Source organism: Taibaiella lutea (assembly GCF_008629695.1).
Classification (GTDB): Bacteria; Bacteroidota; Bacteroidia; order Chitinophagales; family Chitinophagaceae; genus Taibaiella; species Taibaiella lutea.
The window spans coordinates 808,882-832,598 of record NZ_VWSH01000001.1 but is presented as its reverse complement, the minus strand read 5'-3'; the positions used below and the strand labels follow the sequence as shown (position 1 = coordinate 832,598).

General features: G+C 39.5%; 26 protein-coding genes and 1 tRNA gene. 17 read left to right on the top strand and 10 right to left on the bottom strand.

Translation table 11 applies throughout. The features are described 5' to 3' along the window. Positions 1–43: 43 nt before the first annotated feature. From F0919_RS03545 to F0919_RS03535, 3 genes are all read left to right on the top strand, one after another. Complete coding sequence (locus tag F0919_RS03545; protein ID WP_150031333.1) at positions 44–2,260, top strand: TonB-dependent receptor; 2,217 nt, start codon at positions 44–46, stop codon at positions 2,258–2,260. A gap of 100 nt (positions 2,261–2,360) precedes the next feature. Continuing rightward, positions 2,361–3,470, top strand: coding sequence for an acyl-CoA dehydrogenase family protein (locus tag F0919_RS03540; protein WP_150031332.1), 1,110 nt, complete (start codon positions 2,361–2,363; stop codon positions 3,468–3,470). Positions 3,471–3,607: 137 nt separating this feature from the next. Further along, positions 3,608–4,432 (top strand): hypothetical protein, encoded by an 825-nt coding sequence (locus tag F0919_RS03535; RefSeq protein ID WP_150031331.1) that lies wholly within the window; start codon positions 3,608–3,610, stop codon positions 4,430–4,432. Here the strand turns inward: F0919_RS03535 and F0919_RS03530 are convergent. Both F0919_RS03530 and F0919_RS03525 read right to left on the bottom strand, forming a co-directional pair. Further along, positions 4,425–4,952, bottom strand: a complete 528-nt coding sequence (locus tag F0919_RS03530) for a D-glycero-alpha-D-manno-heptose-1,7-bisphosphate 7-phosphatase (RefSeq protein ID WP_150031330.1) — start codon at positions 4,950–4,952, stop codon at positions 4,425–4,427. The two genes, F0919_RS03535 and F0919_RS03530, sit on opposite strands and share 8 nt — an antisense overlap. Positions 4,953–5,044: 92 nt before the next feature. Beyond that, the gene (locus tag F0919_RS03525) at positions 5,045–5,734 is read right to left on the bottom strand and encodes a nucleotidyltransferase family protein (protein ID WP_150031329.1); all 690 of its coding nucleotides are present in this window, start codon (positions 5,732–5,734) and stop codon (positions 5,045–5,047) included. A 159-nt stretch (positions 5,735–5,893) separates the two neighbouring features. Between F0919_RS03525 and F0919_RS03520 the strand changes: the two genes are divergently transcribed. The 3 genes from F0919_RS03520 to F0919_RS03510 all read left to right on the top strand — a co-directional run bounded on the left by F0919_RS03520 (position 5,894) and on the right by F0919_RS03510 (position 7,346). Beyond that, positions 5,894–6,478: a nitroreductase family protein gene (locus F0919_RS03520; RefSeq protein ID WP_150031328.1), complete on the top strand. Its 585-nt coding sequence runs from the start codon at positions 5,894–5,896 to the stop codon at positions 6,476–6,478. A gap of 69 nt (positions 6,479–6,547) precedes the next feature. Next, positions 6,548–7,207 (top strand): heme exporter protein CcmB, encoded by a 660-nt coding sequence (locus F0919_RS03515; protein ID WP_150031327.1) that lies wholly within the window; start codon positions 6,548–6,550, stop codon positions 7,205–7,207. Between the two features lie 66 nt (positions 7,208–7,273). Then, positions 7,274–7,346: transfer RNA gene (locus F0919_RS03510), tRNA-Lys, on the top strand. Between the two features lie 346 nt (positions 7,347–7,692). Here the strand turns inward: F0919_RS03510 and F0919_RS03505 are convergent. From F0919_RS03505 to F0919_RS03490, 4 genes are all read right to left on the bottom strand, one after another. Continuing rightward, complete coding sequence (locus tag F0919_RS03505; protein WP_150031326.1) at positions 7,693–8,196, bottom strand: hypothetical protein; 504 nt, start codon at positions 8,194–8,196, stop codon at positions 7,693–7,695. Positions 8,197–8,436: 240 nt separating this feature from the next. Beyond that, a complete protein-coding gene (locus F0919_RS03500; protein ID WP_150031325.1) occupies positions 8,437–9,348 on the bottom strand; it encodes a hypothetical protein in 912 nt (303 codons plus the stop codon). 308 nt (positions 9,349–9,656) lie between these two features. Further along, positions 9,657–10,145 (bottom strand): T9SS type B sorting domain-containing protein, encoded by a 489-nt coding sequence (locus F0919_RS03495; protein WP_190277245.1) that lies wholly within the window; start codon positions 10,143–10,145, stop codon positions 9,657–9,659. A gap of 122 nt (positions 10,146–10,267) precedes the next feature. Then, positions 10,268–10,519, bottom strand: a complete 252-nt coding sequence (locus F0919_RS03490; protein ID WP_150031323.1) for an N-acetylmuramidase domain-containing protein — start codon at positions 10,517–10,519, stop codon at positions 10,268–10,270. A gap of 499 nt (positions 10,520–11,018) precedes the next feature. Between F0919_RS03490 and F0919_RS18395 the strand changes: the two genes are divergently transcribed. Then, positions 11,019–11,189 (top strand): hypothetical protein, encoded by a 171-nt coding sequence (locus F0919_RS18395; protein WP_190277244.1) that lies wholly within the window; start codon positions 11,019–11,021, stop codon positions 11,187–11,189. 119 nt (positions 11,190–11,308) lie between these two features. Here F0919_RS18395 and F0919_RS03485 read toward each other — a convergent pair whose 3' ends face one another. Next, entirely contained in the window at positions 11,309–11,482 is a 174-nt protein-coding gene (locus tag F0919_RS03485) for a tyrosine-type recombinase/integrase (RefSeq protein ID WP_235903450.1), read from the bottom strand. Between the two features lie 108 nt (positions 11,483–11,590). Next, complete coding sequence (locus F0919_RS03480; protein ID WP_150031322.1) at positions 11,591–11,770, bottom strand: Arm DNA-binding domain-containing protein; 180 nt, start codon at positions 11,768–11,770, stop codon at positions 11,591–11,593. A 147-nt stretch (positions 11,771–11,917) separates the two neighbouring features. Between F0919_RS03480 and F0919_RS18390 the strand changes: the two genes are divergently transcribed. The 9 genes from F0919_RS18390 (at position 11,918) to F0919_RS03440 (ending at position 20,278) form a co-directional block, all read left to right on the top strand. Beyond that, on the top strand, positions 11,918–12,061 hold the full coding sequence (locus F0919_RS18390; RefSeq protein WP_190277243.1) for a hypothetical protein: 144 nt from the start codon (positions 11,918–11,920) through the stop codon (positions 12,059–12,061). Next, positions 12,054–12,740, top strand: a complete 687-nt coding sequence (gene pdxH / locus F0919_RS03475; RefSeq protein WP_150031321.1) for a pyridoxamine 5'-phosphate oxidase — start codon at positions 12,054–12,056, stop codon at positions 12,738–12,740. The genes F0919_RS18390 and pdxH overlap by 8 nt, the downstream gene beginning before the upstream one ends. 146 nt (positions 12,741–12,886) lie before the next feature. Continuing rightward, entirely contained in the window at positions 12,887–13,417 is a 531-nt protein-coding gene (pyrR, locus tag F0919_RS03470; RefSeq protein WP_150031320.1) for a bifunctional pyr operon transcriptional regulator/uracil phosphoribosyltransferase PyrR, read from the top strand. A gap of 78 nt (positions 13,418–13,495) precedes the next feature. Next, positions 13,496–14,422: an aspartate carbamoyltransferase catalytic subunit gene (locus tag F0919_RS03465; protein ID WP_150031319.1), complete on the top strand. Its 927-nt coding sequence runs from the start codon at positions 13,496–13,498 to the stop codon at positions 14,420–14,422. 60 nt (positions 14,423–14,482) lie between these two features. After that, positions 14,483–15,625: a DegT/DnrJ/EryC1/StrS family aminotransferase gene (locus F0919_RS03460; RefSeq protein WP_150031318.1), complete on the top strand. Its 1,143-nt coding sequence runs from the start codon at positions 14,483–14,485 to the stop codon at positions 15,623–15,625. Positions 15,626–15,803: 178 nt separating this feature from the next. After that, positions 15,804–16,706: a hypothetical protein gene (locus F0919_RS03455; RefSeq protein ID WP_150031317.1), complete on the top strand. Its 903-nt coding sequence runs from the start codon at positions 15,804–15,806 to the stop codon at positions 16,704–16,706. 5 nt (positions 16,707–16,711) lie between these two features. Continuing rightward, entirely contained in the window at positions 16,712–18,604 is a 1,893-nt protein-coding gene (locus F0919_RS03450; RefSeq protein ID WP_150031316.1) for a RecQ family ATP-dependent DNA helicase, read from the top strand. 48 nt (positions 18,605–18,652) lie between these two features. Beyond that, positions 18,653–19,660, top strand: coding sequence for a Gfo/Idh/MocA family protein (locus F0919_RS03445; RefSeq protein ID WP_150031315.1), 1,008 nt, complete (start codon positions 18,653–18,655; stop codon positions 19,658–19,660). Between the two features lie 9 nt (positions 19,661–19,669). Further along, positions 19,670–20,278, top strand: coding sequence for a trimeric intracellular cation channel family protein (locus F0919_RS03440; protein ID WP_150031314.1), 609 nt, complete (start codon positions 19,670–19,672; stop codon positions 20,276–20,278). Between the two features lie 195 nt (positions 20,279–20,473). Here the strand turns inward: F0919_RS03440 and F0919_RS03435 are convergent, their stop codons facing one another. Further along, positions 20,474–21,751: a replication-associated recombination protein A gene (locus F0919_RS03435; RefSeq protein ID WP_150031313.1), complete on the bottom strand. Its 1,278-nt coding sequence runs from the start codon at positions 21,749–21,751 to the stop codon at positions 20,474–20,476. Positions 21,752–21,821: 70 nt separating this feature from the next. Here F0919_RS03435 and F0919_RS03430 point away from each other — a divergent pair, with 70 nt between their 5' ends. Further along, positions 21,822–22,334, top strand: coding sequence for a TlpA family protein disulfide reductase (locus tag F0919_RS03430; protein ID WP_150031312.1), 513 nt, complete (start codon positions 21,822–21,824; stop codon positions 22,332–22,334). 316 nt (positions 22,335–22,650) lie between these two features. On the opposite strand, the gene F0919_RS03425 is transcribed toward F0919_RS03430, so the two are convergent. Then, positions 22,651–23,646, bottom strand: a complete 996-nt coding sequence (locus F0919_RS03425; RefSeq protein ID WP_150031311.1) for a M28 family peptidase — start codon at positions 23,644–23,646, stop codon at positions 22,651–22,653. Between the last annotated feature and the right edge of the window lie 71 nt (positions 23,647–23,717).

Genomic DNA, 23,717 nt, shown 5'->3' with positions numbered 1-23,717 from the left:
AAGGCTCTTTGCTTTGAGAAATTGTTAAAATCAATTTGCGATTATGATAAAAAATCAACATCCGGCTTTGCTTACATTAGCAGCTACCTTTCTTTCCATTGCAGCGCAGGCGCAGGATACAGACACCTCAAAGTCATTCACACAACAGGAATTGATTCCTGTTGAAATCAGGGCAGTACGTGTAAACGACAAGTCGCCTTATGCCGTTTCTAATTTGAATGAAAAGGATATAAAATCCCAGAACTTAGGACAGGATATTCCATATATTTTAAATCAGACGCCGTCAACCGTCATCACTTCTGATGCAGGTGCAGGTGTAGGTTATACCGGAATTCGTATTCGCGGAACGGATGCCTCCCGTATTAATTTTACCATCAATGGTATCCCGGTAAACGATGCCGAATCGCAGGGAGCCATTTTTGTTGATTTTCCTGATTTACTTTCTTCAACCAACAGTATTCAGGTGCAACGCGGTGTGGGTTCTTCTACCAACGGCGCCGGTGCATTCGGAGCTTCTGTAAATCTCAGTAATTTGTCTCAGGACAAGCAGCCTTATGCCGAAGCCAATAATTCATTCGGTTCTTTTACTACGTGGAAACATACGGTTAAAGCAGGAACGGGATTGATGAAAAATGGTTTTCAATTTGATGTGCGCGCGTCTAAAATCAGTTCTGATGGCTATATCGACCGTTCTTCTTCCGATATGAAAGCTTTTCAGTTTACCGGTGGCTGGACCTCAAAAAATGAAAAAACCGCACTGCGTTTTAATTTATTTACAGGAAAAGAAAAGACAGGCCAGGCATGGAACGGTGTTCCGCAAGATTCTTTACAAACAAACAGAACCTATAATGAGCTTGGCTTAAAGGCGGATGGGACTTACTATAATGACCAGACAGATAATTATCAGCAGGACTATTATCAATTGTTTTTTGACCAGGAAATCAATACAAACTGGAGCGCTCATGCAGCTTTGTTCCTGACAAGAGGGAAAGGTTTTTATAATGAATACAAATTAGACGAACCCTTTTCTGATTATGGATTACAGGATTTTGTTACGCCTAAAGGCGATACATTCGGCAGTACAAACTTAACACGTCAGTTATGGCTGGATAATTATTATTTTGGCGGTATTTATTCTTTTGTTTATCAGAAAAATAAAACGCAATGGATTATTGGTGGTGGTTATAATCGTTATGATGCAAAGCATTATGGCTTTGTAACCTGGGCAGATTATGGCATTCCTGATAACTACAGGTGGTATAACCTTACGGCTCATAAAACCGATTTTAGTATCTATTCCAAATTACAACAGCAATTTGCTGAACATTGGTACTTGTTTGCTGATTTGCAATACAGGAGGGTGGGCTATCAGATAAACGGGTTTGAGGGAAATCCTGATTTAATGCCTGATGTTACTTACAATTTCTTTAATCCTAAGGTTGGCTTAAGTTATATAGCTGCTCATAATAACAACGTTCAAAGCAAGGCTTATGCTTCTTTTGCAGTTGCTAATAAAGAACCTAACAGAGATGATTTCGAGGCATCGCCTAACCAGCTTCCTAAATCCGAATCATTGTATGATGCAGAAGCCGGTTACCAATGGGGAGGTTATAAATATGGCTTGGGAGCGAATTTTTATTATATGCAATACAAGGACCAGTTGATACTTACAGGCAAAATCAATGATGTAGGTTCTTATGTGCGTCAAAATGTTCCTAATAGTTATAGAGCCGGCATAGAACTGACTGCGCATTGGCGTCCCATTGAATGGATAAATATTCAGGCAAATGCAACATTATCCAGCAATAAAATCAAAAACTTTACGGAATACATAGATAATTATGATGGCAACGGACAAATTGTAAATACTTATAAATCTACTGATATAGCTTTTTCTCCAAGTGTGATTGCCGGTGGAACAGCAACATTTGAACCATTGAAAAAGCTTTTGAATAACCAATCATTCTTTATTGATTTATTGGGTAAATATGTCGGACGCCAATATATGGATAATACGACTAACAAAGACAGAAGCATCAATCCATATGGTTTAGCGGATGTAAGGTTGCGTTATACCGTTAAGACAAATATTGTAAAGGAACTCGGCATTTCATTGGCATTGAACAATGTTTTGAACAAAAAATACGAATCCAACGGTTATACTTTCAGTTATCAGTCTGATGGTACATTAACCACTCAGAATTATTATTATCCGCAAGCAGGGTTCAACTTTTTATTAGGTGTGAATTTGAGATTTTAACATAATATCATCCGATTAAAATACCCATTTACCGATTTATCATTTAGATAACCTCAATGACCAAACGGCGTCTGAATCCGTCAAAACCAATTTACATTACATGCTTCATCCAACAGAAATAATATCCGGACAAATCATTGATAGTCTTCGCCAGAGAGCATTTGAAACGGAAGAACTGAGGAGTTTGCCAAAGGAAACACTGGATTTGATTTATAAGGAAAGATGGTTTCAGGTTTTGGTTCCGAAGAAAAGCGGCGGCCTGGAATACACATTGTCGCAGGCTGTTCAACTTTTTGAAGCATTGGCTTATGCTGATGCCAATGTAGGATGGTGTGTCAATTTAGGAGCAGGAGCTAATATGTTTTCAGGCTATTTGAATGAAGTAGTTTCTAAAAATATCTTTGATCATCGCAAAACCTGTTGTGCAGGAAGCGGTGCAGTCAGAGGCAGGGCAATTAAAACAACAGGAGGCTATAAACTTACCGGCCGTTGGAAATATGCAAGCGGAGCCAATCATGCAACACATTTTACTGCCAATGCTTTGCTACTGGATGAATCCGGCGCTGTGCTTGTAGAAGAGGGGCAACCCATGTTCCGTTCGTTTATCGTTCCGAAGGCAAATGCAACCAATCATAAAAACTGGAAAGCCATTGGTCTGAAAGCTACCTCAAGTAATGATTTCGAGATTAATGATGTTTTTGTGAATGACGAATTTGTATTTGATCTTAAAAAGCCTTCTGCATTTGCCGATGGTACTGTTTATCATTTCCCCTTTTTATATCTGGCTGAAATAAATATGACCAGTATGATAACAGGCCTGGCTATGCATTTCATGGAGTCTTATGAGGCGCTGGCAAAAGCGAAAAAGCCATTGCACGGCACTGTTTATTTGTCTGAAGATGACGTGGCGCAAACTATATTCCAAAAAGCCTCTTCCAATTTTCTGGAAGCAAGATTGAAAATGTATAATCTATTGGATAGTGTTTGGGATTATTATGAAAGAAAGGAAACGCCTCCGGAAGATTTAATTTTGGATTTCCGTAAGTCGGTAAATAGTGCTGCAAAGCTTTCCAGGCAGTTGATTTATGAATTATATCCCCTTTGCGGATTGAATATAGTTTCAGAGCAAAACGAAATGAATAAAATCTGGAGAGATGCAGCTGTTGTAAGTCAACATTATTTGCTGTCGCCAATGTGTGAGGTAAATTAATTTTCAAAACCGGCAGGAAGCGCTTTGGGAAATCTCCCAAAGCGCTTCCTGCTATATATGCTAACATAATTTTAATAGCCGGACTAATGTTCATCTTTAATATTTCGTCTATCTTACAAATCACTAATCCGCCGTTTATGAATAGAAAATTACTACAAGGCTTTATTCTTCTCCTTTTAATTATAGGAATTTCATCTTGCCAGCAAAAAATGTATTTCCCGGACAGAGCTAATTCTCCAGGATTAACAAAAGCGCTGGAAGCCAAAGCAACTTTTTCAATGAAGCCTCAGGCTAATGATAATTCAGAAGAAAACAGCAGCGTTGGTTCCAGTATTGATCTTGCATTTTCTCCTGTAAACCATTTTGGTATTATTGCTTCTTACCGATGGATAAACGACAGGGTCATTCATGAAAACGATGGTGGCGGCTTTTGGGGAATAGAGCAGATTGGTGGCCGTTTTAACGGAAAGCGTTGGGAAATAGGGGTTGGTTACTATGACACAATCGGTAGCAAAGGATTTGTTGAGGCATATGGCGGATATGGTAACGGATCTTTGAACCGCGTGGGGATTACAAATCCGCAGTATAATTATGATACAAAATATAATCGTTTTTTCATTCAGCCCGCTTTAGGTTTTAAGCTTGGCAACTATTTCACATTGTCCGGTGGATTCAGGACAGCTTTCCTGACTTTTTATGATTTTAAAGCGCCCGATCCACAATTGAAATATGAAATAGGGAATAGTGGCAAGGATGTGACAGCGCCTATATATGTATTTTTTGAGCCGTTTTTTAATTTCGAAGGAGGCTATAAGTTTTTTAAAGGAAATATTCAGGTGGGAGCGGCCAATCAGATTAATAATGCAAAAATTGCAGGCAATTTTCCTGTGTATATCAGCATTGGAATGACATTCACTTTTCGCCTGAATTCTTTAATTAAGGCTGTCTCAGATTTTATCTGAAATTATCGGAAAACGATTTTAAAGAATCGTATTGTTTGTCGATTAATTCGTGCGGCAAGCTAAAAGCGGGTTGAGTTGTAGAGAGGAAGATGGTTTTCATGCCCATTGTCTTGCCGAATTTCATATCGCTCAAATTATTTCCGACCATAATGCTTTTATTAAATTCAATATCAGGAAAATCGTTCAAGGCATCCAAAGCCATGCCGGTATTTGGTTTGCGATGCGAGTGATTAGAATCAACAGATGGTGCGAAATATACTTTATCTATTTTGCCACCACCATTTACTACTGTTGAAATAAGGTGTTCATGTATTTCGTGTAAAGCCGCTTCCGTCATATAACCACGCCCTATGCCACGTTGATTAGTTACGATAAAGACATAATCAAATTGTTTGGAAAGTTTTATCAATGCAGCTTCTGCACCTGGATAAAATATAAACTCATCTTTGTGGAAGATATAGCTTCCGTGCTTTTCTTCATTTATAACGCCGTCTCTGTCGAGAAATAATGCTGTAGCCATTTCTTTAGTGGTTAGTGGTCAGTCAATAGCAGATAGTTTTTGATTCATTGTTAATCCTTTTTAATAACGACTAAAAGCTATCGACTGATAACTTATTCTTTCTTAAAGTCTTCCTGTGCTTTATAATAATCTTCAGGAATGCCAATGTCAATAAAATAACCATTGCTGACAAAGCCTTGCAATGAATGTTTTAATGCTTCCGGTTCTAAAAAATCTTTTTCAAAAGAAAATTTATCAGGATAAGATTGAAGATTCGCCGATGATTTATTGATAAGGTAAACGCCGCCATTAATAAGGCCTTCTTTCATAAATTGTTTCTCATTGAATGCGGTAATTTCATTTGCCGCATTCAACTGAACTGATCCGTATCTTTCGAAATTTTGCATAGGCTTTAATGCCAGTATTCCCTTGTGTTCCTTGCTGAAAGCGGATTGCATATTTCTTAAATCAACATCAAACATAGTATCTCCATTAAGCACAAATAATTCATCTTCCTTACTTTTTGCCATTGCAAGGCGAATGCCGCCACCCGTGCCTAAAGGTTCTTTCTCCAATACCCATGAAGTCTTGAAAGTATATGCTTTTTGTCTGAGATATTCAATTACTACTTCGGATTTATAGCCAAGAGAAAATATTACATGGTCCACAAACTGATCTTCCAGGTATTGCAGAATGTGCGATAAAAATGGCTCTCCGGCTACAGGAGCCATGCATTTAGGTACATCGCTCACCACGCCGCTCAATCTTGTGCCTAATCCGCCTGCCAGTATAATACATTCCATTTGTAGAAATTTATTTCTTATTTATCTATCTATTCTCAGTTCACCATCGACTATCGACTATCTTCCCCTTTTTAAGACGCCAAAAATAACAATTAAATAGAACGAACCAATCTTTGTACTTTTGCGCCGTTAATGAAGCATCCAAATAAAAGACACAATATGAATCCGCAATTTGAACAAGTAGAAAAAGTAATCCGCAACAGAAGAACGACTAAAGCGGCAGCCATGAATGGCAATAAAATCAGTAAAGAAACAATGCAACAATTGTTGGCATTGGCGGATTTTGCACCTACACATGCCCGTACAGAGCCATGGCGCTTTGTGGTTTATACAGGAGAGAGCCTTAAGAACTTTTGTAAAGACCATGCAAATCTTTATTGGGAAAACACAGCAGAAGAAAATCGTAAACAGGCATCTTACGATAATTTTGAGCATATGGGTGATATGGCCTCTCATCTGGTAATTGCTATTATGCGCCGTACACCGGAAGCTAAAATTCCGAAACTGGAAGAATATGCTGCAACTTCTGCTGCTATTCAAAATGTATTGTTAGGCGCCGAGGCTTTAGATGTTGCTACTTTCTGGAGTACTGGTGGTATGGTGCTGAAACCTGCTATGAAACAATATTTAAACCTTCAGGAAGAAGATGAGGTTTTAGGATTTTTATACATGGGTTACACCGACCAGCCAAAGAAAGAAGCGGTTCGTAATATTCCGATGGAAGAAAAAATCAGATGGGCATAGTCCTGATACTTAATAAGGTTAAACTTATAAGGTTTTTAAAACCTTATAGGTTTAAATGAAAACAAACTAATGCTATACATAAACCAGATACTTACCCTTCTCAAAAAAGACCTTTTGTTGGAATGGCGCCAGAAACATACTTTTTTTGGTGTGGTTCTGTACGTAGGGTGTACGGTATTTGTTTTATTTATGATGACAGGTCAGCCTGAAAGCCGTATCTGGAATGCATTGTTTTGGGTCGCGCAACTTTTTGTAACGGTCAACACAGTAGCAAAAAGCTTTCTGCAGGAAGGTATTAGCAGGATGCGATATTATTTTACGCTGGTAACGCCATTGCAATATATATTAGCCAAAATGATTTACAGCACGGTAATGATGCTTTTTATGATGTTCATTTCGTTACTGTTATTTAATTTATTGCTCGGAAGTCCGATACAGAATAAGAAAACATTCATTATAGTATGTTGCTTAGGTGCATCAAGCTTATCATTATTATTTACTTTTTTAAGCGCTATTGCGGCTCAGGCACGTCAAAATGCAGCATTGATGGCAATTTTAGGTTTTCCGATTGCTATTCCGTTACTGATGGTATTAAGTAATCTTGCTTTGGGAGCTGTTTCCAGTGTGCTTCAGGAAGGTTGGGCAGGAATGGCATGGATGATGGTTGGCATGGATGTATTAATTATCGGATTGGCAATGGTTTTATTCCCGTTTTTATGGAAAGAATAAAAACAAGGAATATTCATTCAGGATTTAAAAATCCCGCTGCTGTTTAGTACATTTACACCACAAATTGTCTTCGTAGCTCAGTTGGTAGAGCAGCTGACTCTTAATCAGCGGGCCTAGGGTTCGAGTCCCTACGAGGACACTTGATAATCAAGCATTTGCATAACTGTAAATGCTTTTTTTATTTTCATTTACATACAGTTTACATACATTTAAGAGTAAGAATTCAGCCTTATTAGATTTGGATTTAATGCTGTAACATCCTTTCAACGCTTCTTTGAAACAATTACTTCAATTGAAAAAGGACGTTAGGGATCAGATAAGTGCACCGATGGGATTCAATTATTTTAATTTATCTCACTATTCTTTCCGATCAAACTTCGAGTTAACCAACACCCCGGCCAATAATGGACGGGATGTTAATTTCCATTGGTCCGTTGCATTGTTACATACTTTCTCCTTTTTCCGCAAACCAATAAGTCTAGGTTCTAAAGCACTATGTAAGTAAATTCTATGTATACAGTAGAGTCAGTGTCTGTTGCTGTAAAGTGCGCTGCTGCCATTGCTGTGGCTGCAAAATAAGCATTAACATAATTGCCTGTACCAGTCGAAACCGGAGCGCCTATATTTATACCTGTTAATGTTCCTGTTACATTGGTCAAATCGTAGATTACTGAAGAAAATGGTAAATCAAAAGCAAACGAATTATCGCCCACTACACCTCCACTAACTTCGACTAATCCGCCGCCCTGCACGATATGCCCAACTTTTATATACCTAAAACCAGCTGGTGTATAGGTTGCTGGCCCTACGCAAGCTGGAGTATAAGTTCCGGAAGTAACTGGAGGCAAGAGGTCCAATACTGTTTTATCATTTGCACTCATTAAGCCTGCATCAGAAGAAGTGGCAGATATCAAAGTAATACCTATACCTCCTGTAATGCCAATAGCTTGGTCTGTTGGTGAAGTCGCACCGAAAATTAAATCTGACATGATTTTTGGTTTTATATTGCCTTATCAGCAATTGGTTAAAGATTTATTATAACGAAGCTACCTCAGTTTTCATTTTATCACAAAATACCATGAAAACCTTGCGCAAATATTTAAACGAACAATTGAGTCAGAATAGGAGGGAATCGTAACCCAGGAACCTTTTTAGGATTTCGGAGAAATAAAAAGGCAAACATAAAAGCACATCGTTACGATGTGCTTTTATGTTTGCTTTTTTAATTGTTATATAACTTGATATTGAAATTGAACATACACTGCAGGTGAACCACTAGTAGCAAAAAATTTCACTTGAGCATAATTGTTACCAGCACCAGGAACACCAATTACGAGATTAGGCGACGCGCCACTTAACCCGTTTCCGGTAACGACTCCCAAAACGTCCGTTGCAACATTTAATGTTGAAGCGATAGGCAACGTAACTTGAACATCGCTTATTCCTCCCGTTATACCTGTGCAATCTAGCCTTCCAGATACATGAACAATATTGCCTACTCTCATGTAGGTAAAACCTTGCGGAGTTGCAGTTCCTGTCGGTGTAATAGCAGTTGTCGGAGTATAAGTTCCGGAAGTAACTTCTGTAGATGCGCTTAAATTGCCAGTGCTATCTGCCGTAACCATTCGCGTTCCTGTGCCGGCAAGGTTATTCACTTTCAATATACCTGTACTATTCATGGATAGTTGATCGCTTCCAGCTTTCTGTAACGTCAAAGTATTTCCTGTAGAACTTGCATGAGCTTGATTGACTGTTAACGTCGTATTTGAATTTGCAACATTTCTTGAAATAGTTACGCCTGAGGATGCGAAAGTAATTAACGCCGAGTTAGGACTACCTGCACCGCTTTGCAAAAAACCAATTTTGTTTGTGTAGAAGTTTCCACTAGTTGCAAATTGGCCAACTGTAGTATTATTGATCTTGAAATTTAAAGTATTAGAGTTCTTAGTTCCTATATTCATATCTGAACTAAAAGCATTACCATCCTGTAAAATGATTTTCGCTTTATCGTCAGCGCTCATTAATCCTGCTGTATTTGCTGTTGCATCAGCAGCTGGTAATGTAACAGAAGTTCCACCTCCTGAAATGTCAATGTCGATTGTGTTTGCGTTAATATTACTTAAGCTTAAATTATCTGGCATAATATTTTGGTTTATATTGCTTCATCAGCAATGGGTTAAAGATTATACCAAACGATAGATATATAGTTATTATTATTTCAAATAATAAAAAGCACACTGAATTGGAGTAAGGTGTGCTTTAATCTGGATAGAATCGACTTAACCAGAGAAACAAAAGTAGAATAAGCAATCAAATACTTTTCATAAGCTTCCCTAAAATAAAAACAGCCCGGGTAGTTCCAGGCTGTTTTTTATTTGAATTTATTTTAAATTTTCCGAAAACTTCAACATTTTGCACGGACATATTGTTGGCTTCTTCCAGCAACATTTTATTTGCAATTTTCAATAATTTCTGCAGAAGTTCCAGGAAGATAATATCCGGGTTGAGTAGGATCGAACTGATCTCCGAAAATAAGCTTATTAGCGTCAAACCCCTTTGTTAAGCATTTAAAAGAATAAACATCACCACACCTGTAATATTCATACCCCTGTAGACTTTTAGCGGTTACTTTATAATGGTATAGTGTAAGTCCGGTTTCTGTATTCGGAGCCCAACCTTTCCATTCATCAGTTTCAAACAACAACTCATTTTCGTTATTGTATATTTCAATATGAGTAGAGTTGATATTTATGGTTGTAATTAGAAACTGGTCATTTAATCCGTCTTGATAGGGTGAAAATGCAGTTGGAATAAAAAGTATGCTGCTATCTTCCGTTGGTGGTGAATTGCTTTCTACCCCACATTCAAATTTGTCTTTCTTGCTACAAGAGGTGAATAACGTCACAGTTATTATTAGGAACAATAGATTTGATTTCATGAAAGGGTTTAATTCAAGACAAATATAATGATTACTTAACTTAAAATTCAACATATAAAAAGCCGACCAAAGAATAAGCCGGCACAAACACATTCTTAAAATGTTATGGATAAATGACAAATCTATATTTCAAATTTTTCATAAGCTTTTCGCAGGTTCACATCATACGGCTCCCTTTTCCATTTGACAGTCATTTCCTTGTAAGCAGCGCCATTGTAAATTTTTGCTACCTTATCCCAATCGTGGGATTTTAAAGCAGAAAAGAGTCGGTTGCCAATGCGGATGAATTTTACCAAAGCTGCTATCTGTTGAAATTCGCCTTTCTTGAAATCATCCCACATTTCACTAATCGAAGAATAGCCAAGTGCTTCCAATGTTCACCCATTATCTGAAACATACCGATAGAACGGCTTCATTTCACTCGCTTTGTTAATGAGATATAAAACTAATTTTAAATATTAAGAAATAAGTGTATTTTAGGTCCCAAATCCTAATACATATGAAAAAGTACTTACGAGCCAGTACGCTCTCTGTTGGAATGTTGCTTATGTTCTCGGCCTGCAATAATTCTAAAGAACCCTTATTTAAAAACCGAATCGAAACAACTCAGTCTGAAGATGATTAATCAACAATTGAAGGTACTTTAATGCTGTATTTAGATTGCAGATTTTCTGATGATAAGGGAAGGGAAGTAATATTTGACAGGGCATATTTCTATAAACAGCATAGGGAGGAGATAAGAAAGCCACTTGAAGTCGTAGAAAAAGACACTATACCAGGCAAAGATTTTTATTGGTATCTTTTCGGTATGGAGGAATAGTAAATGTCAAGTCTAAGATTTTAAAATAATACACCAGCTAATAACTAATAAAGATGGATAAGGTACTAATACAAAATCGTATTAATGAACTAAAGCATCAGTATTCTTTAGCACAAGAGCGCTTGGAAAAACTTCAACAGCAAGAATCTGAATTACGTAGTACAATATTGCGGATCTACAATGCTATTAATGTATTGGAAGAAGTGTTGAAAGAACAGGATTAAATATAGGATTGGGTATAACAGTGCCCCGTTTTTGTTTTTAAAGGAGAGCAATAGTACAAAATCTCATATACAGGGATTTTATCGTTACTTAAATGCTGTCAGTGCCGCAGTAGCGTCTTTTAATTTGTCTGTTTCAAAGATGCAAGGTAGTTCTGAGTAGTAGCCTCAGAACTATGTCCTAGTGCCTGGCTGATAATTGCTACCGGAGCTCCACTGTTTTTTAATATTGTTGCGAATGAGTGCCGGGCGGAGTGAGTTGTAACCGGCTTATCTATTCCTAATGCCTTTGCCAATACGATTCTATGATATTATCATCCCAAATGAAGAAAAAGTAAAGTTGTCGCCAAGGTCTTCTATTATCTTGTTTGCTTTTTGTTCTATTGCATTGAATTTAAGGCCGGCTATTTTGAATTCCCCACTTGCTTTGCATCCATGCATTTTAGAAATTCATCCGGGCTTTGATTATAAGGGGTTTTGTAATACCTTTGCTCACGATTGAATGTCAGGCGCAGTTTTATAGGATAAGTGCCACCCTTTTTCAGTCTTCTTTGATCAAGTATTATTAAGGTGATTGCGGCCATGTATTTGCATACAAATTTAGTAAACAATGGTAAACAACGAGTAACAAGTTTTACGTGAAACCCTTTATTTTCAATACTTTCATCAATAACGTTCAAGTCCCTACGAGGACACAAAATATTTTATAAAAAACATTATAATACTTTTTTATGACTTCAACATTTTTAGCTTCGATGTACGAAACAGGCAATGTTATCGGTGAAGTATCAGCTTATGGCATCACTATTCTTATGGCTATTGTCTTGATTTGGGTAATGTTTAAATACTTGAATACAGAGAATTTGAATGATTAATTCATCTGAACATATTGCTAAAATCCGTGCCGATTACAAAATGGCTACATTAAGCGAAACAGAAGTAGGTAACGACCCGCTTCTGTTTTTTCAAAAATGGTTCAGCCAGGCCGAAGCAGCAGGTATAACAGAAGTAAATGCGATGACGCTTGCCACTGCCAATATGTGGGGCATGCCCTCTGCACGTATTGTTTTACTGAAAGGTCTGGATGAAGAAGGGTTTACCTTTTACACCAATTACGATAGTGAAAAAGGCAGGCAGATTGCAGACGAAGATTCGGTAGCATTATTGTTTTTCTGGAAAGAATTGGAAAGACAGGTGCGTATTGAAGGGACAGCACGAAAAATTTCCGCAGAGGAATCTGATGCCTATTTTCATTCAAGGCCTCAAGGTAGCCAGATAAGCGCTGTCGCTTCTCCTCAAAGCGAGATTATTGAAGGAAGGTCTGTGTTGGAAAATAAGGTGATAGAACTGGAACAGCAATATGCGGAACAGGAAATTCCAAGACCGGGTCACTGGGGCGGCTATAAAGTTATTCCTGAAAAAGTTGAATTCTGGCAGGGCCGAAGCAATAGATTGCATGATCGAATCGTTTTCTTTCGTGAGCCGGAAACAGATAATGGTGAAGGCGAATTGCCGGGATACAGCCAATGGGAAACATTTAGATTGGCACCGTAAATTTAAAATTGCCTTTCAGATTGTTACTGAAATTTGACAACTTTTTAAAAGTTATCAAATCTTTTAAAAAAAGAAGTTAATTCCATTAAATTCTTGGAATAAAACATTTCGCACTATTGACAATTAGCTATTGACAATTCACATAAATGAAATCCTTATTCACCCAACAGCATCTGCAAATAACAATTGAGCGCCTTGCGCATCAGTTGCTCGAAAATCATCTTGATTTTTCTGATACGGTGTTGATTGGTATGCAGCCGAGAGGTGTCTTTCTTTCCGACAGGATTCATCAGAAATTAAAAGAATTGATTCCCGGTGTTTCTATTCCTTATGGGATGTTGGATATCACTTTTTACAGAGATGATTTCAATACCTCGCCCGAATTGCATATAGCCAAAGAAACACAGATAAATTTCTCTCTGGAAAATAAGAAAGTAGTGTTGATTGATGATGTATTGTACACAGGGCGTACGATACGTGCGGGACTGGATGCATTGCTTGATTTCGGAAGGCCCGAATCTGTAGAACTATTGGTTTTAATTGACAGAAGGTTTAGCAGGGAATTACCTATTCAGCCCGATTATGTTGGTATGACTGTTGATTCTGTGGCAGCGCAAAAAGTAAAAGTGCTTTGGAAAGAGAAAGATAAAAAAGATGAAGTAGTTATGTTGGATTAGAGTTGTCAACTTTTTGAAGCTGACAACTCTTTTTCTGAAAAATAGATTGTAACAAATATTAAAATTTAAAGCTATAAAGTGTCGTTATCCGTTAAACATTTATTAGGTATTAAAGATTTGACTCCGGAGGATATAGATTTGATTCTTCGCACGGCAGATAATTTTAAGGACGTATTACAACGACCTATTAAAAAAGTTCCTACACTCAGAGATACGACCATAGTAAATTTATTCTACGAGAATTCAACACGGACGCGCATTTCGTTCGAACTGGCAGAAAAAAGATTAAGTGCCGATACCATTAATTTTACGGCATCCGGTAGTTCGGTTTCCAAAGGTGAAACATTGATTGATACCGTTAATAACATCCTTTCCATGAAAGTGGATATGGTAGTAATGCGCCATTCTGCAAGCGGGGCGCCGCATTTTCTGGCGCAACATATTAATGCAAGTATTGTCAATGCAGGCGATGGTATTAATGAACATCCCACTCAGGCTTTGCTGGATGCTTTTTCCATACGCGAGAAACTTGGAGATCTGAAAGGCAAGAAGGTAGCGCTTTTCGGCGATATCATGCATTCGAGGGTTGCATTGAGCAATATTTATTTACTGACGAAAATGGGCGCGGAAGTGATTGTTTGCGGCCCGCCTACACTGATTCCAAAACATATTGAAAAGCTTGGTGTGAAAGTCTCTTATGATGTAAGGAAGACTTTGGAGTGGTGCGACGTTGCAAATGTTTTAAGAATCCAGTTGGAACGCCAGAATAAACCTTTGTTTTCTACGTTAAGGGAATATTCTTTGTATTACGGCATTAATAAAGCGATGCTCGATTCATTGAAAAAGGAAATTATTATAATGCATCCGGGACCCATTAATCGTGGCGTGGAATTGAACAGTGATGTAGCAGACAGCAAGAATTCCATTATCCTGGATCAGGTACAAAACGGTGTAGCTGTCCGGATGGCAGTACTTTATTTGCTTGCAGGCAAAAAAGAAGAATAGCAGAAAGTATAAAATTCCAAAACCCAGCTTCCAAATCTCAAATCTAATATCTATATTATAATGGCCCCTTTACAAATGGTGGATTTAAAACGCCAATATTTAAAGATTAAACCACAGATTGATGCAGCAATTGCAAACGTAATTGATACTACTGCATTTATTAATGGTCCTGATGTGAAATTATTTGCTCAGGAGTTACAGGATTATTTACAAGTGAAGCATGTCATTCCATGTGCCAACGGAACAGACGCTATCCAGATAGCTTTGATGGCATTAGGTCTGAAACCCGGTGATGAAGTAATTACACCATCCTTTACTTATATCGCAACTGTTGAAGTAGTTGCTTTGCTGGGATTGAAACCGGTTTTTGTTGAAGTGGACGAAGCTACTTTTACCATGACTCCGGAATCACTGAAAGCTGCAATCACTCCTGAAACCAAAGCAATTATTCCGGTGCATTTATATGGTCAGAGTGCTGCGATGAAAGAAATTCTGGATATCGCAGCTGAGCATAATATTCCTGTGATTGAAGATACGGCGCAGGCTATCGGCGGCACTTATACTTTCCCTGACGGAACGAAGAAGATGAATGGTACAATGGGAGCCATTGGTACGACTTCCTTTTTCCCTTCCAAAAACCTGGGTTGTTACGGTGACGGCGGCGCTATTTTTACCAATGATGATGTTTTGGCTGAAAAATTATACATGATAGCAAACCACGGGCAAAAAGTGAAATACTATCATGATATGGTAGGTTGCAACAGCAGGTTAGACACCATTCAGGCAGCAATCCTGCGTATCAAATTGAGAGAGCTGGACGGTTACTGTGATACACGACGTGCCGTGGCAGATTATTATGATAATGCTTTTGCAAATCATGCGAATATCATAACCCCTAAGCGGGCTTCTTACAGCCATCACGTGTATCATCAATATACATTGCAACTGGATAATGTCAATCGTGATAAAGTACAGGAAAAGCTTACGGAGCGTGGCATCCCGAGTATGATATATTATCCTGTTCCGAGCCATAAGCAAAAAATGTTTGACGGAATGGATGTAGAGCAGGTGGAACTGGCAACAACAGACTATTTGAATAAACGTGTGATTTCTTTGCCGATTCATACCGAAATGACGGAGGAAGAGATGCAGTTTATTACGAGGAATTTTATTGAAGTGGTGAATGAGCTTACAGCGAATTAAAGAAATAGAAAAAAGATTATTTTTACACAGGCAAGAATTTCTCTTGCCTGTTTTTTTATTGCCTGATATGATTATTTTAAAGAAGAAATTAGGACCGTTTCTTTTGTTGTCGGGAGCATTTTTAGTTTGCCTGGCCGTTTCAGTATTCTTGACTGTGCAAGCCAATAAAGGAGTTTATTTGAATTTAGTAACCTTTATCATGGCTTGTTTCTTTTTTCTTGCTGCTCTGGTAATATTTTGGGGCATATTGAACTTTGACAAAATTGTTATAGAAAATGAAATGCTTATTGTCTATTCTATTTTAGGTTATAAGAAAAAGGAAATTTATTTGCCTGCTGTACAGGATTGGATTGAGATGCCTAAAAAAGATAAATATTCGTCATGGTTTGAAATGACGATTTATGGTGAATCAGATAAATATAGCGTTAGCTCTCGTGTTTACAAAAACTATGATAAGCTTAAATCTGAAATTGGAAGGTATGCGTTCAGAAACAGGAGTAAGGAAAAAGAAATAAAATTAAGAAATACAAGAAGGATTGGTTATGTATTGCTGGCATTAGGTGTCTTAATTCTTATACTAACCGGTTGTTGGGCTGTGAAAAAAGAAGATCCTGATCTGACATCCGTTGATATCAGATTGGTAACAGATGTCTTGGATAATGACCCGTATATAATAAAAGGTTCAAAGGGCGCGCGATCTATTGAAATTCAATTGAAATCATATCCTGAGTTTACGTTCAATATATCAGGTGCTGCTTATAAAGCCATGTATGCCGAAGATTATGTGAATACAGTCAAGAGAGGAGATTCTGTATTTATAGGAATTAAAACCGCTGACTACAATAAGAAAATCATCAGGACAGAACCGCTGAACTTTTGGGACAAAACGATTAAATGCAATAGTATTGATGTTATTGAACTGGCTGATGTTTCTTCAGAATACCTGGCACTAAGGGATTATAATGCAGCGCATCACAATAATAGTAAAACTACAGGTGTTGTTTTTATGTTGATTTTGGGATTGTTTTTTATCACATTAGGCCTCGTTACACTGAGGTCCAAAAAAGATAGTTTAATTTAATTGCCTTGCTCCGACAAATACTAAAGCAATATTGGAATTATGATGGCTTCCGTCCGATGCAGGAAGATATTATCAACACTGTTCTGGGCGGCAAGGATTGTTTTGCCATGTTGCCCACTGGCGGCGGCAAATCAATATGTTATCAGGTACCTGCGTTGGCGCAGGACGGTTTTTGCCTGGTAGTAAGTCCTCTTATTGCCTTGATGCAGGATCAGGTCATGCAGCTAAGGAAGCGTGGTGTAGACGCGGTGTTTATCCATTCGGGTCTTACAAACAAACAATTGGATGAGGTTTTGTATCAGGCCTCTAAAAATGCTTATAAACTCCTGTATGTTTCTCCGGAAAGGTTACAGTCGGAGCTGTTTCAGGATTATTTACCACAGTTTAATTTAAATCTGATTGCGGTGGATGAAGCCCACTGTATCTCGCAATGGGGACATGACTTCCGGCCAGCTTACCGCAAGATTTCGGTTCTAAGGAAAAGTTTTCCTGATGTGCCTTTTATGGCACTGACTGCATCTGCCAACCAGCAGGTACAGGATGATATTATCCATCAACTGGAACTGCGTGAACCAAATATATTCAAGCAAAGCGTGGTGCGTGAAAACCTGATTTATCAGGTTCATTATTCTGAAAATAAGCCGGGTGATATAAATCATGCCTTCAGACAGAACAGCGGCAGCGGTATATTGTATTGCAGAAGCAGGAAACGCTGTGCGGAGACTTCTTTGCAGTTGAAGAATGAGGGCTTTGATGCAGGTATTTACCATGCCGGGCTGACAAAAGAAGAGCGTGATTTTGCACAGGCGAAATGGACGCAAAGCGATAAAGCCATTATTTGTGCAACTACGGCGTTTGGCATGGGCATTGATAAGCCTGATGTCCGTCAGGTGGTGCATTACGATGTTCCTGAAAATCTGGAAGAATATTATCAGGAAGCGGGCAGGGCAGGGCGCGACGGTAAACAGGCCATGGCTTCCATGTTTTTTAACCAAAGAGATATCGTTAATCTTGAGGCCTCAGTGGATATTAAATATCCTCCGGCTGAATACCTTGAGAAGATATATCATCTGGTGGGTGATTATATGAAAATGCCTGTCGGCAGCGGCGCGGAGCAATTGCTTGCATTCGATGCCATTGCTTTTATACAGGCTTTTCAGCTGGAAATGCTTAAGACGTTGAGCGCTATCAAGTTGCTGGACAGAGAAGGCTTTTGGGTGTGGAATGAAAATGCAGGTACAGAAACAATTGTGGAATTCAGTACGGACAGGAGTACGCTGAATCATCTGGAGAAAAGCCATCCGAAGCTTGCTTACATAGCAACAGGTTTATTGCGTTTGTATGGAAGCGTTTTTCATTTCCCTACGGCAATACAGCCTTTTGACGTAAGTAAGATGCTGCGTATCGAGAAGCCGCAATTAGATGAAGGGCTGCGGCAACTGGCAGCTTTGGGTATTATTCAATATCAGCCTGCAACGACAGGAGGAACCTTATACTGGCTGCACGACAGAATAGGAAAGCCGACGTTCCGGCTGAATATGAAAAGGATTGACATGCTCAAAAAGTCTTATCAGGAGCGGCTTTCAAAAATGATTGCCTATATAAGAAACGAAGATGTCTGCAGAAATATTTTGCTTTCCCGGTATTTTGGCGAATCTATAAAGAAAGAGTGCGGACAATGTGATGCCTGCCTGAGAAAACAAAGAACGCATAATTTGCCTGTAGATTTCAGGAGCGGCCTTCTGGCATTGATTGATCAATCCAAAGAAATAACTGTTGCAGACATACAAACGAATTTTCCTGAAGTGCAGCAGGAGGACATCATAGAGCAGGTACGTATATTGAATGACGAGGGTTTATGCCGTATTAGCGTCACAGGGGTTATATTTGCTAACTGATTTACGGATGGAGCTTACTTTTTTACTTTTTACTTTTTGAATTCTTCTATGATTCATTTTGCGATTATTGGTTTCGGGCATATAGGGAAGCGTCATGCAGAGCATATTTTGAATAATGATGCCTGCAAGCTGGTTGCGGTATGTGATATTGACGCGGATGGAGCAAAACATTTACCGGATGCAGGGATCTCTTTTTATAATGATTATGCTGAAATGCTTTCGGGGACTAACATAGATGTTGTCTGTATTTGCACGCCCAACTATCTGCATTGTCAACATGCGGTTGAAGCAATGAAAGCCGGTAAGCATGTCGTTGTTGAAAAACCAATGGCTATGAGTATTGCAGAATGTGATGAAATGATTGCTGTTGCCAAATCAACAAAGCAGCATGTGTTTGCTGTTAAGCAAAACAGGTATAACCCGCCGGTGGCTGCTGTGAAAGATTTGGTACAATCGGGAAGAATGGGCAAAGTGTATATGATGCAGGTAAATTGTTTCTGGAACCGCAGCAATAATTATTATGCCCAAAGCGAATGGCGTGGCAAGAAAGATAAAGACGGCGGTTGTTTGTTTACGCAGTTCAGCCATTTTATTGATATTCTTTATTACCTGAATGGTAATATCAGCAAGGCATCGGGTGTGCTTCGCAATTTTGCGCATCAGGATAATACAGAGTTTGAAGATAGCGGCGCTTTTGTACTGGAAGCTGAAAATGGTTCTTTAATCAATTTCAATTTCTCTACCTGTGCGTATGAGAAGAATATGGAAGGTTCCATTACCATTCTTGCAGAAAACGGGACGTTGAAAATCGGCGGCCAATACCTGAATACGCTGGAATACCAATGCATTCAGGGAGAAGCTTTGCCTCAGATCAATATTGTTGCGAAAGAAAACGATTACGGGCTGTATAAGGGTTCTATGAGTAATCATGATAAGGTTATACAAAATGTGGTAGATGTGCTGAATCATGATATGCCAATCATGACGGGCGCAGAGGAAGGAAAAGCGGTAGTGGGTATCATTGAAATGATGTATGCAAATGTTCATAAAACCTAAGCCTGCCTTATGAGTATCCAATATATCTTTGAGCTTTTCGGTACCTGTTTCTTTGCTGTTTCTGGTGCATTGGCTGCGAGCAATAATGACGAACACGACTGGTTTGGCGTTACTTTTATCGGATTTATAACAGCTATCGGCGGCGGTAGCTTAAGGGATATATTATTAGGCAGCTATCCTTTGGTGTGGATCAGTAATGTTCAGTTCCTGTATGCTATTATTGCGGGAGTTATACTGGCGAAAGTGTTCTATGGCCCCTTACTGAAATTACGGAAGATGCTTTTCCTTTTCGATACATTCGGGATTTCGCTTTTCACCATTCTCGGTACGGAGAAAGCATTGAACCTCGGTGTACATCCTTTGATAGCCGCTATGATGGGTATGTTTTCTGCGGTAATGGGCGGTGTTATCCGTGATGTGCTGAGTAACCAGACACCTGTATTGTTCAGAAAAGAAATTTACGCTACAGCTTGTCTTGCAGGCGCTTTTCTTTACCTGGGACTGGAGCATTTACAGATGGACAGGACTTTAAGTTTTATACTTTCCGGGCTATTTATTTTCCTGATTCGTTTTGTTGCGGTAACCAAGAAATTGAGCTTGCCAAAGTTCAAATCATAGTCTGAGTTCGGTGGGTCCGTCATCTCGACCGGAGCGAATTTCCGGAATGAAATGAAGGAAATTTGCGAGCGGAGAGATCTCCGAGGTTTTTGCACGCGTCGGGGAGATCTCTCCGCTCATAAAAATAACTTCGCTTTGCTTCGTAATTTTTACTCCGGTCGAGATGACGGACACTTGTTGGCTTTGACTTTTAATTCAATAACCATACTTTTCTTTCCAGCAGGCTCTGAGGTATTCGCGTTGTCTTTCTTCAGCAGCATTGTTGCCCGGGTCGTAGAGTTTTGTACCATCTATTGCATCGGGCATAAATTGCTGCTCTACAAAGTTGCCGGGAAAATCGTGCGCGTATTTATAGCTTTTACCATAGCCAATGTCTTTCATCAATTTTGTGGGCGCGTTCCTGATGTGTAAGGGTACCGACAGGTCGCCTGTTTGTTTTACCAATGCCTGTGCATTGTTGATAGCCATGTAAGCAGCATTGCTTTTTACAGAGGATGCCAGATAGGTTACTGCCTGGGAAAGAATGATCCTGCATTCGGGATAGCCAATCATTTCAACGGCCTGAAAGCAGGAGGTAGCCAATAGCAAAGCATTCGGATTGGCATTGCCGATGTCTTCGCTTGCGAGTATCAATAATCTTCTCGCGATAAATTTCGGGTCTTCGCCGCCTTCAATCATTCTTGCGAGGTAATAAACGGCTGCGTTGGGGTCGCTGCCTCTGATGCTTTTTATAAATGCCGAGATGATGTCGTAATGCTGTTCGCCGCTTTTATCGTACAAAGCCATTTTCTGTTGTACAATCTGCTGCACTTTTTCATTGGTTATTTTTTTATCATCTGCAGGGAGGCTCTGTACTACTAATTCAAGGAGGTTCAGTATTCTCCGGCCATCGCCGCCGCTCAATTGTATCAACGCTTCCCATTCAACTATTTCCGCATGCTGCGATTTGAGCCATTCGTCTTTTTCAAAGGCATGCTGAATGATTTCTTTTAATTCGTCTTCTGTAAAGGCTTCTAAAATATAAACCTGGCAACGGCTGAGCAATGCGCTGATAACTTCAAAGGAAGGGTTTTCGGTTGTAGCGCCAATAAGCGTTATGATCCCTTTTTCAACTGCGCCCAACAGGCTGTCCTGTTGTGCTTTATTGAAGCGATGTATTTCGTCAATGAATAAAATAGCTTTTCCTGCTTTGCGCGATAAGTCGATAACGGCACGTACTTCTTTTACGCCGCTTTCTATGGCGCTCAACTGAAAGAATTGCATGTCCATTTGCTTTGCAATGATTTGCGCGAGGGTAGTTTTGCCGACGCCGGGAGGGCCCCAGAAAATCATGGATTGCAGTTGCTTGCTTTCAATCATATTGCGCAATACTTTCCCTTCGCCTGTCAGGTGCTTCTGACCCGTAAACTCCTGCAGGGACTGCGGGCGCATGCGTTCGGCTAACGGAATGTTATTGTTTGGCGGTTTAGACATGATTATTATTTGTTTTGCCTTATTTTTGAAAGGTAAAGTTCCAAGCTAAATTCAATTATTCATACATCGGATGAAAAAAATATTTTTAAGCGCAGCGGTCATCGTTGCATTATGTTCCATTGTTTTTGCGCAGGATAAAAAGGGCGATCCTGTTTTAGATAATTACAAATTACCGGGCGCTCCGTTGCCTGCCATGCGCCTGATTGACAGTACGCGTAAAGAATACAATGAAAAGTCATTCGACAGTAAACACAATTTATTTCTGTTTATGTTCAATCCTACCTGCGGACATTGCATTAATATGGCAAAGCTGATGGGTGAAAATTATGAAACCTTTAAGAAGAATGATATTGTATTCATGGCGGGGCCGCAAATGATGTCTTACCTGAATAGCTTTTATCAGGCTACGAAAATCGGCAAATATCCTGAAATCGTAGTGGGTATCGACAGCGCTTTTGCTATTGAAAAGATATACAATTACCATATGTTGCCTCAGCTGAATATTTACGATAAAGACAGGAAGCTGATCAAGACTTTCCAGGGCGATATTCCGCTGGATTCTTTAAGACGATATGCTAAATAACGCATTCTGTTTTCTCAGAAAGAAACCGCTTCAATCGAAGCGGTTTTGTTTTTTTCTCGCAGCGTCGCAACGATGCAACGAGAGGAATTATAACTATTGCTGTTAGTCAAAAGACGCTGAAGGTGTTTTCTAATAAATTGTAAGAAACTGACATGATTCTCTCGGCGACGCAACGATGCAGCGGGATGGGAAATTATAGCTGCTGCTGTTGATCAAAGACGCAACAATGGCGAGCCTCTGTCGAAGGTGTTTTCTAATAAATTGTAAGAAATTGACATGATTCTCGCAGTGTCGCCGCGACGCTGCGAGGAAAATTTTACCGACTATAAATAAATTGTAACAAAGTTTGTCCGACGGCGTTTAAGGTAGATTTATCAATGACGCTCATGTTGTCGTTGTGTGTATGCCAATGCAGGGGAAAGCCTGTGGGCGAATCTGCGGGAAGGCAAATGATATCTATGGTCGGTATGTGCATGATTTCGTTTACAGGCACATGGTCATCGGTAATTTGTCCGCCTTCGTCATACACAAAGAAGGAAGAGAAGCCTGCTGTGGTGGCTGCGCTCCAGACATCTCTCTGCAGATTGCCAGCAAACTGGCGCGAAATAGATTCCAGGAGGAACCTTGCATTTTTACCGCCTACCATGTCGAGTAAAATACCGCCTTCGGCTTTATATCCCGGCACATGCGGGTTTCTTGCCCAGTATTGCGTGCCTAATGCATAGGAGTTATCTCCCCATTCACTTTTGCCGTAATCTTCTACATCTGTTAGCAGGATGTCGATACCGATATCTTTATTTGTCAGCGGATTTTGCCTGATGCGGTTTGCGAGTTCTATTAATACGGCAACGCCGCTTGCACCATCGTCTGCGGCATCTATAGGCGTGTTTTTGTTGGCAATATCTCTGTCTGCCCAGGGACGGCTGTCCCAATGTGCCAACAATAAAATCCTGCGGGGCGCTTGCGGGTTTATGACACCGATTAAGTTGATGCAACGCAGCTTAGTCTTATTGTCGCCCGCAATGACGGTGGTTTCCTGACGATACACCGTGTCGGTGTACATCTTTAGATGTGTTTCCATCCAGTTTGCGCATTTCAGTTGCGATGCGGAGCCGGGTGTGCGCGGACCGAAGGCAACCTGCTGCGCCGTGTAAGAATAGGCGGAGTCGGCATTAAATAGAGGCACTTTTACTTGCGGTGCAGTGCTTTCAGCGGAAGTATCCGTTGTTTGCTCGGCTGAATTATTGGTTGAGGAACAGCTACCTGCAATGATTGCGGCAGCGAAAAGTATTCCGTTAAACAGGTGTTTCATTCTCTGAAGAGGCTAATAATATCGGTTGCAAGATATACAATGTTTATTCTTTTTCTTTTTTGCTTCGCCAA

What these genes read in the sequence shown, in the direction of transcription:
- F0919_RS03545 (WP_150031333.1), top strand. Translation starts at nt 44, where the DNA reads ATGATAAAAAATCAACATCCGGCTTTGCTTACATTAGCAGCTACCTTT.
- F0919_RS03530 (WP_150031330.1), bottom strand. Translation starts at nt 4,952, where the DNA reads ATGGCTACAGCATTATTTCTCGACAGAGACGGCGTTATAAATGAAGAA.
- pdxH (WP_150031321.1), top strand. Translation starts at nt 12,054, where the DNA reads ATGATTAATTCATCTGAACATATTGCTAAAATCCGTGCCGATTACAAA.
- F0919_RS18395 (WP_190277244.1), top strand. Translation starts at nt 11,019, where the DNA reads ATGGATAAGGTACTAATACAAAATCGTATTAATGAACTAAAGCATCAG.
- F0919_RS03540 (WP_150031332.1), top strand. Translation starts at nt 2,361, where the DNA reads ATGCTTCATCCAACAGAAATAATATCCGGACAAATCATTGATAGTCTT.
- pyrR (WP_150031320.1), top strand. Translation starts at nt 12,887, where the DNA reads ATGAAATCCTTATTCACCCAACAGCATCTGCAAATAACAATTGAGCGC.
- F0919_RS03460 (WP_150031318.1), top strand. Translation starts at nt 14,483, where the DNA reads ATGGCCCCTTTACAAATGGTGGATTTAAAACGCCAATATTTAAAGATT.
- F0919_RS03425 (WP_150031311.1), bottom strand. Translation starts at nt 23,646, where the DNA reads ATGAAACACCTGTTTAACGGAATACTTTTCGCTGCCGCAATCATTGCA.
- F0919_RS03520 (WP_150031328.1), top strand. Translation starts at nt 5,894, where the DNA reads ATGAATCCGCAATTTGAACAAGTAGAAAAAGTAATCCGCAACAGAAGA.
- F0919_RS18390 (WP_190277243.1), top strand. Translation starts at nt 11,918, where the DNA reads ATGACTTCAACATTTTTAGCTTCGATGTACGAAACAGGCAATGTTATC.
- F0919_RS03525 (WP_150031329.1), bottom strand. Translation starts at nt 5,734, where the DNA reads ATGGAATGTATTATACTGGCAGGCGGATTAGGCACAAGATTGAGCGGC.
- F0919_RS03435 (WP_150031313.1), bottom strand. Translation starts at nt 21,751, where the DNA reads ATGTCTAAACCGCCAAACAATAACATTCCGTTAGCCGAACGCATGCGC.
- F0919_RS03505 (WP_150031326.1), bottom strand. Translation starts at nt 8,196, where the DNA reads ATGTCAGATTTAATTTTCGGTGCGACTTCACCAACAGACCAAGCTATT.
- F0919_RS03515 (WP_150031327.1), top strand. Translation starts at nt 6,548, where the DNA reads ATGCTATACATAAACCAGATACTTACCCTTCTCAAAAAAGACCTTTTG.
- F0919_RS03430 (WP_150031312.1), top strand. Translation starts at nt 21,822, where the DNA reads ATGAAAAAAATATTTTTAAGCGCAGCGGTCATCGTTGCATTATGTTCC.
- F0919_RS03535 (WP_150031331.1), top strand. Translation starts at nt 3,608, where the DNA reads ATGAATAGAAAATTACTACAAGGCTTTATTCTTCTCCTTTTAATTATA.
- F0919_RS03480 (WP_150031322.1), bottom strand. Translation starts at nt 11,770, where the DNA reads ATGGCCGCAATCACCTTAATAATACTTGATCAAAGAAGACTGAAAAAG.
- F0919_RS03445 (WP_150031315.1), top strand. Translation starts at nt 18,653, where the DNA reads ATGATTCATTTTGCGATTATTGGTTTCGGGCATATAGGGAAGCGTCAT.
- F0919_RS03495 (WP_190277245.1), bottom strand. Translation starts at nt 10,145, where the DNA reads ATGAAATCAAATCTATTGTTCCTAATAATAACTGTGACGTTATTCACC.
- F0919_RS03440 (WP_150031314.1), top strand. Translation starts at nt 19,670, where the DNA reads ATGAGTATCCAATATATCTTTGAGCTTTTCGGTACCTGTTTCTTTGCT.
- F0919_RS03500 (WP_150031325.1), bottom strand. Translation starts at nt 9,348, where the DNA reads ATGCCAGATAATTTAAGCTTAAGTAATATTAACGCAAACACAATCGAC.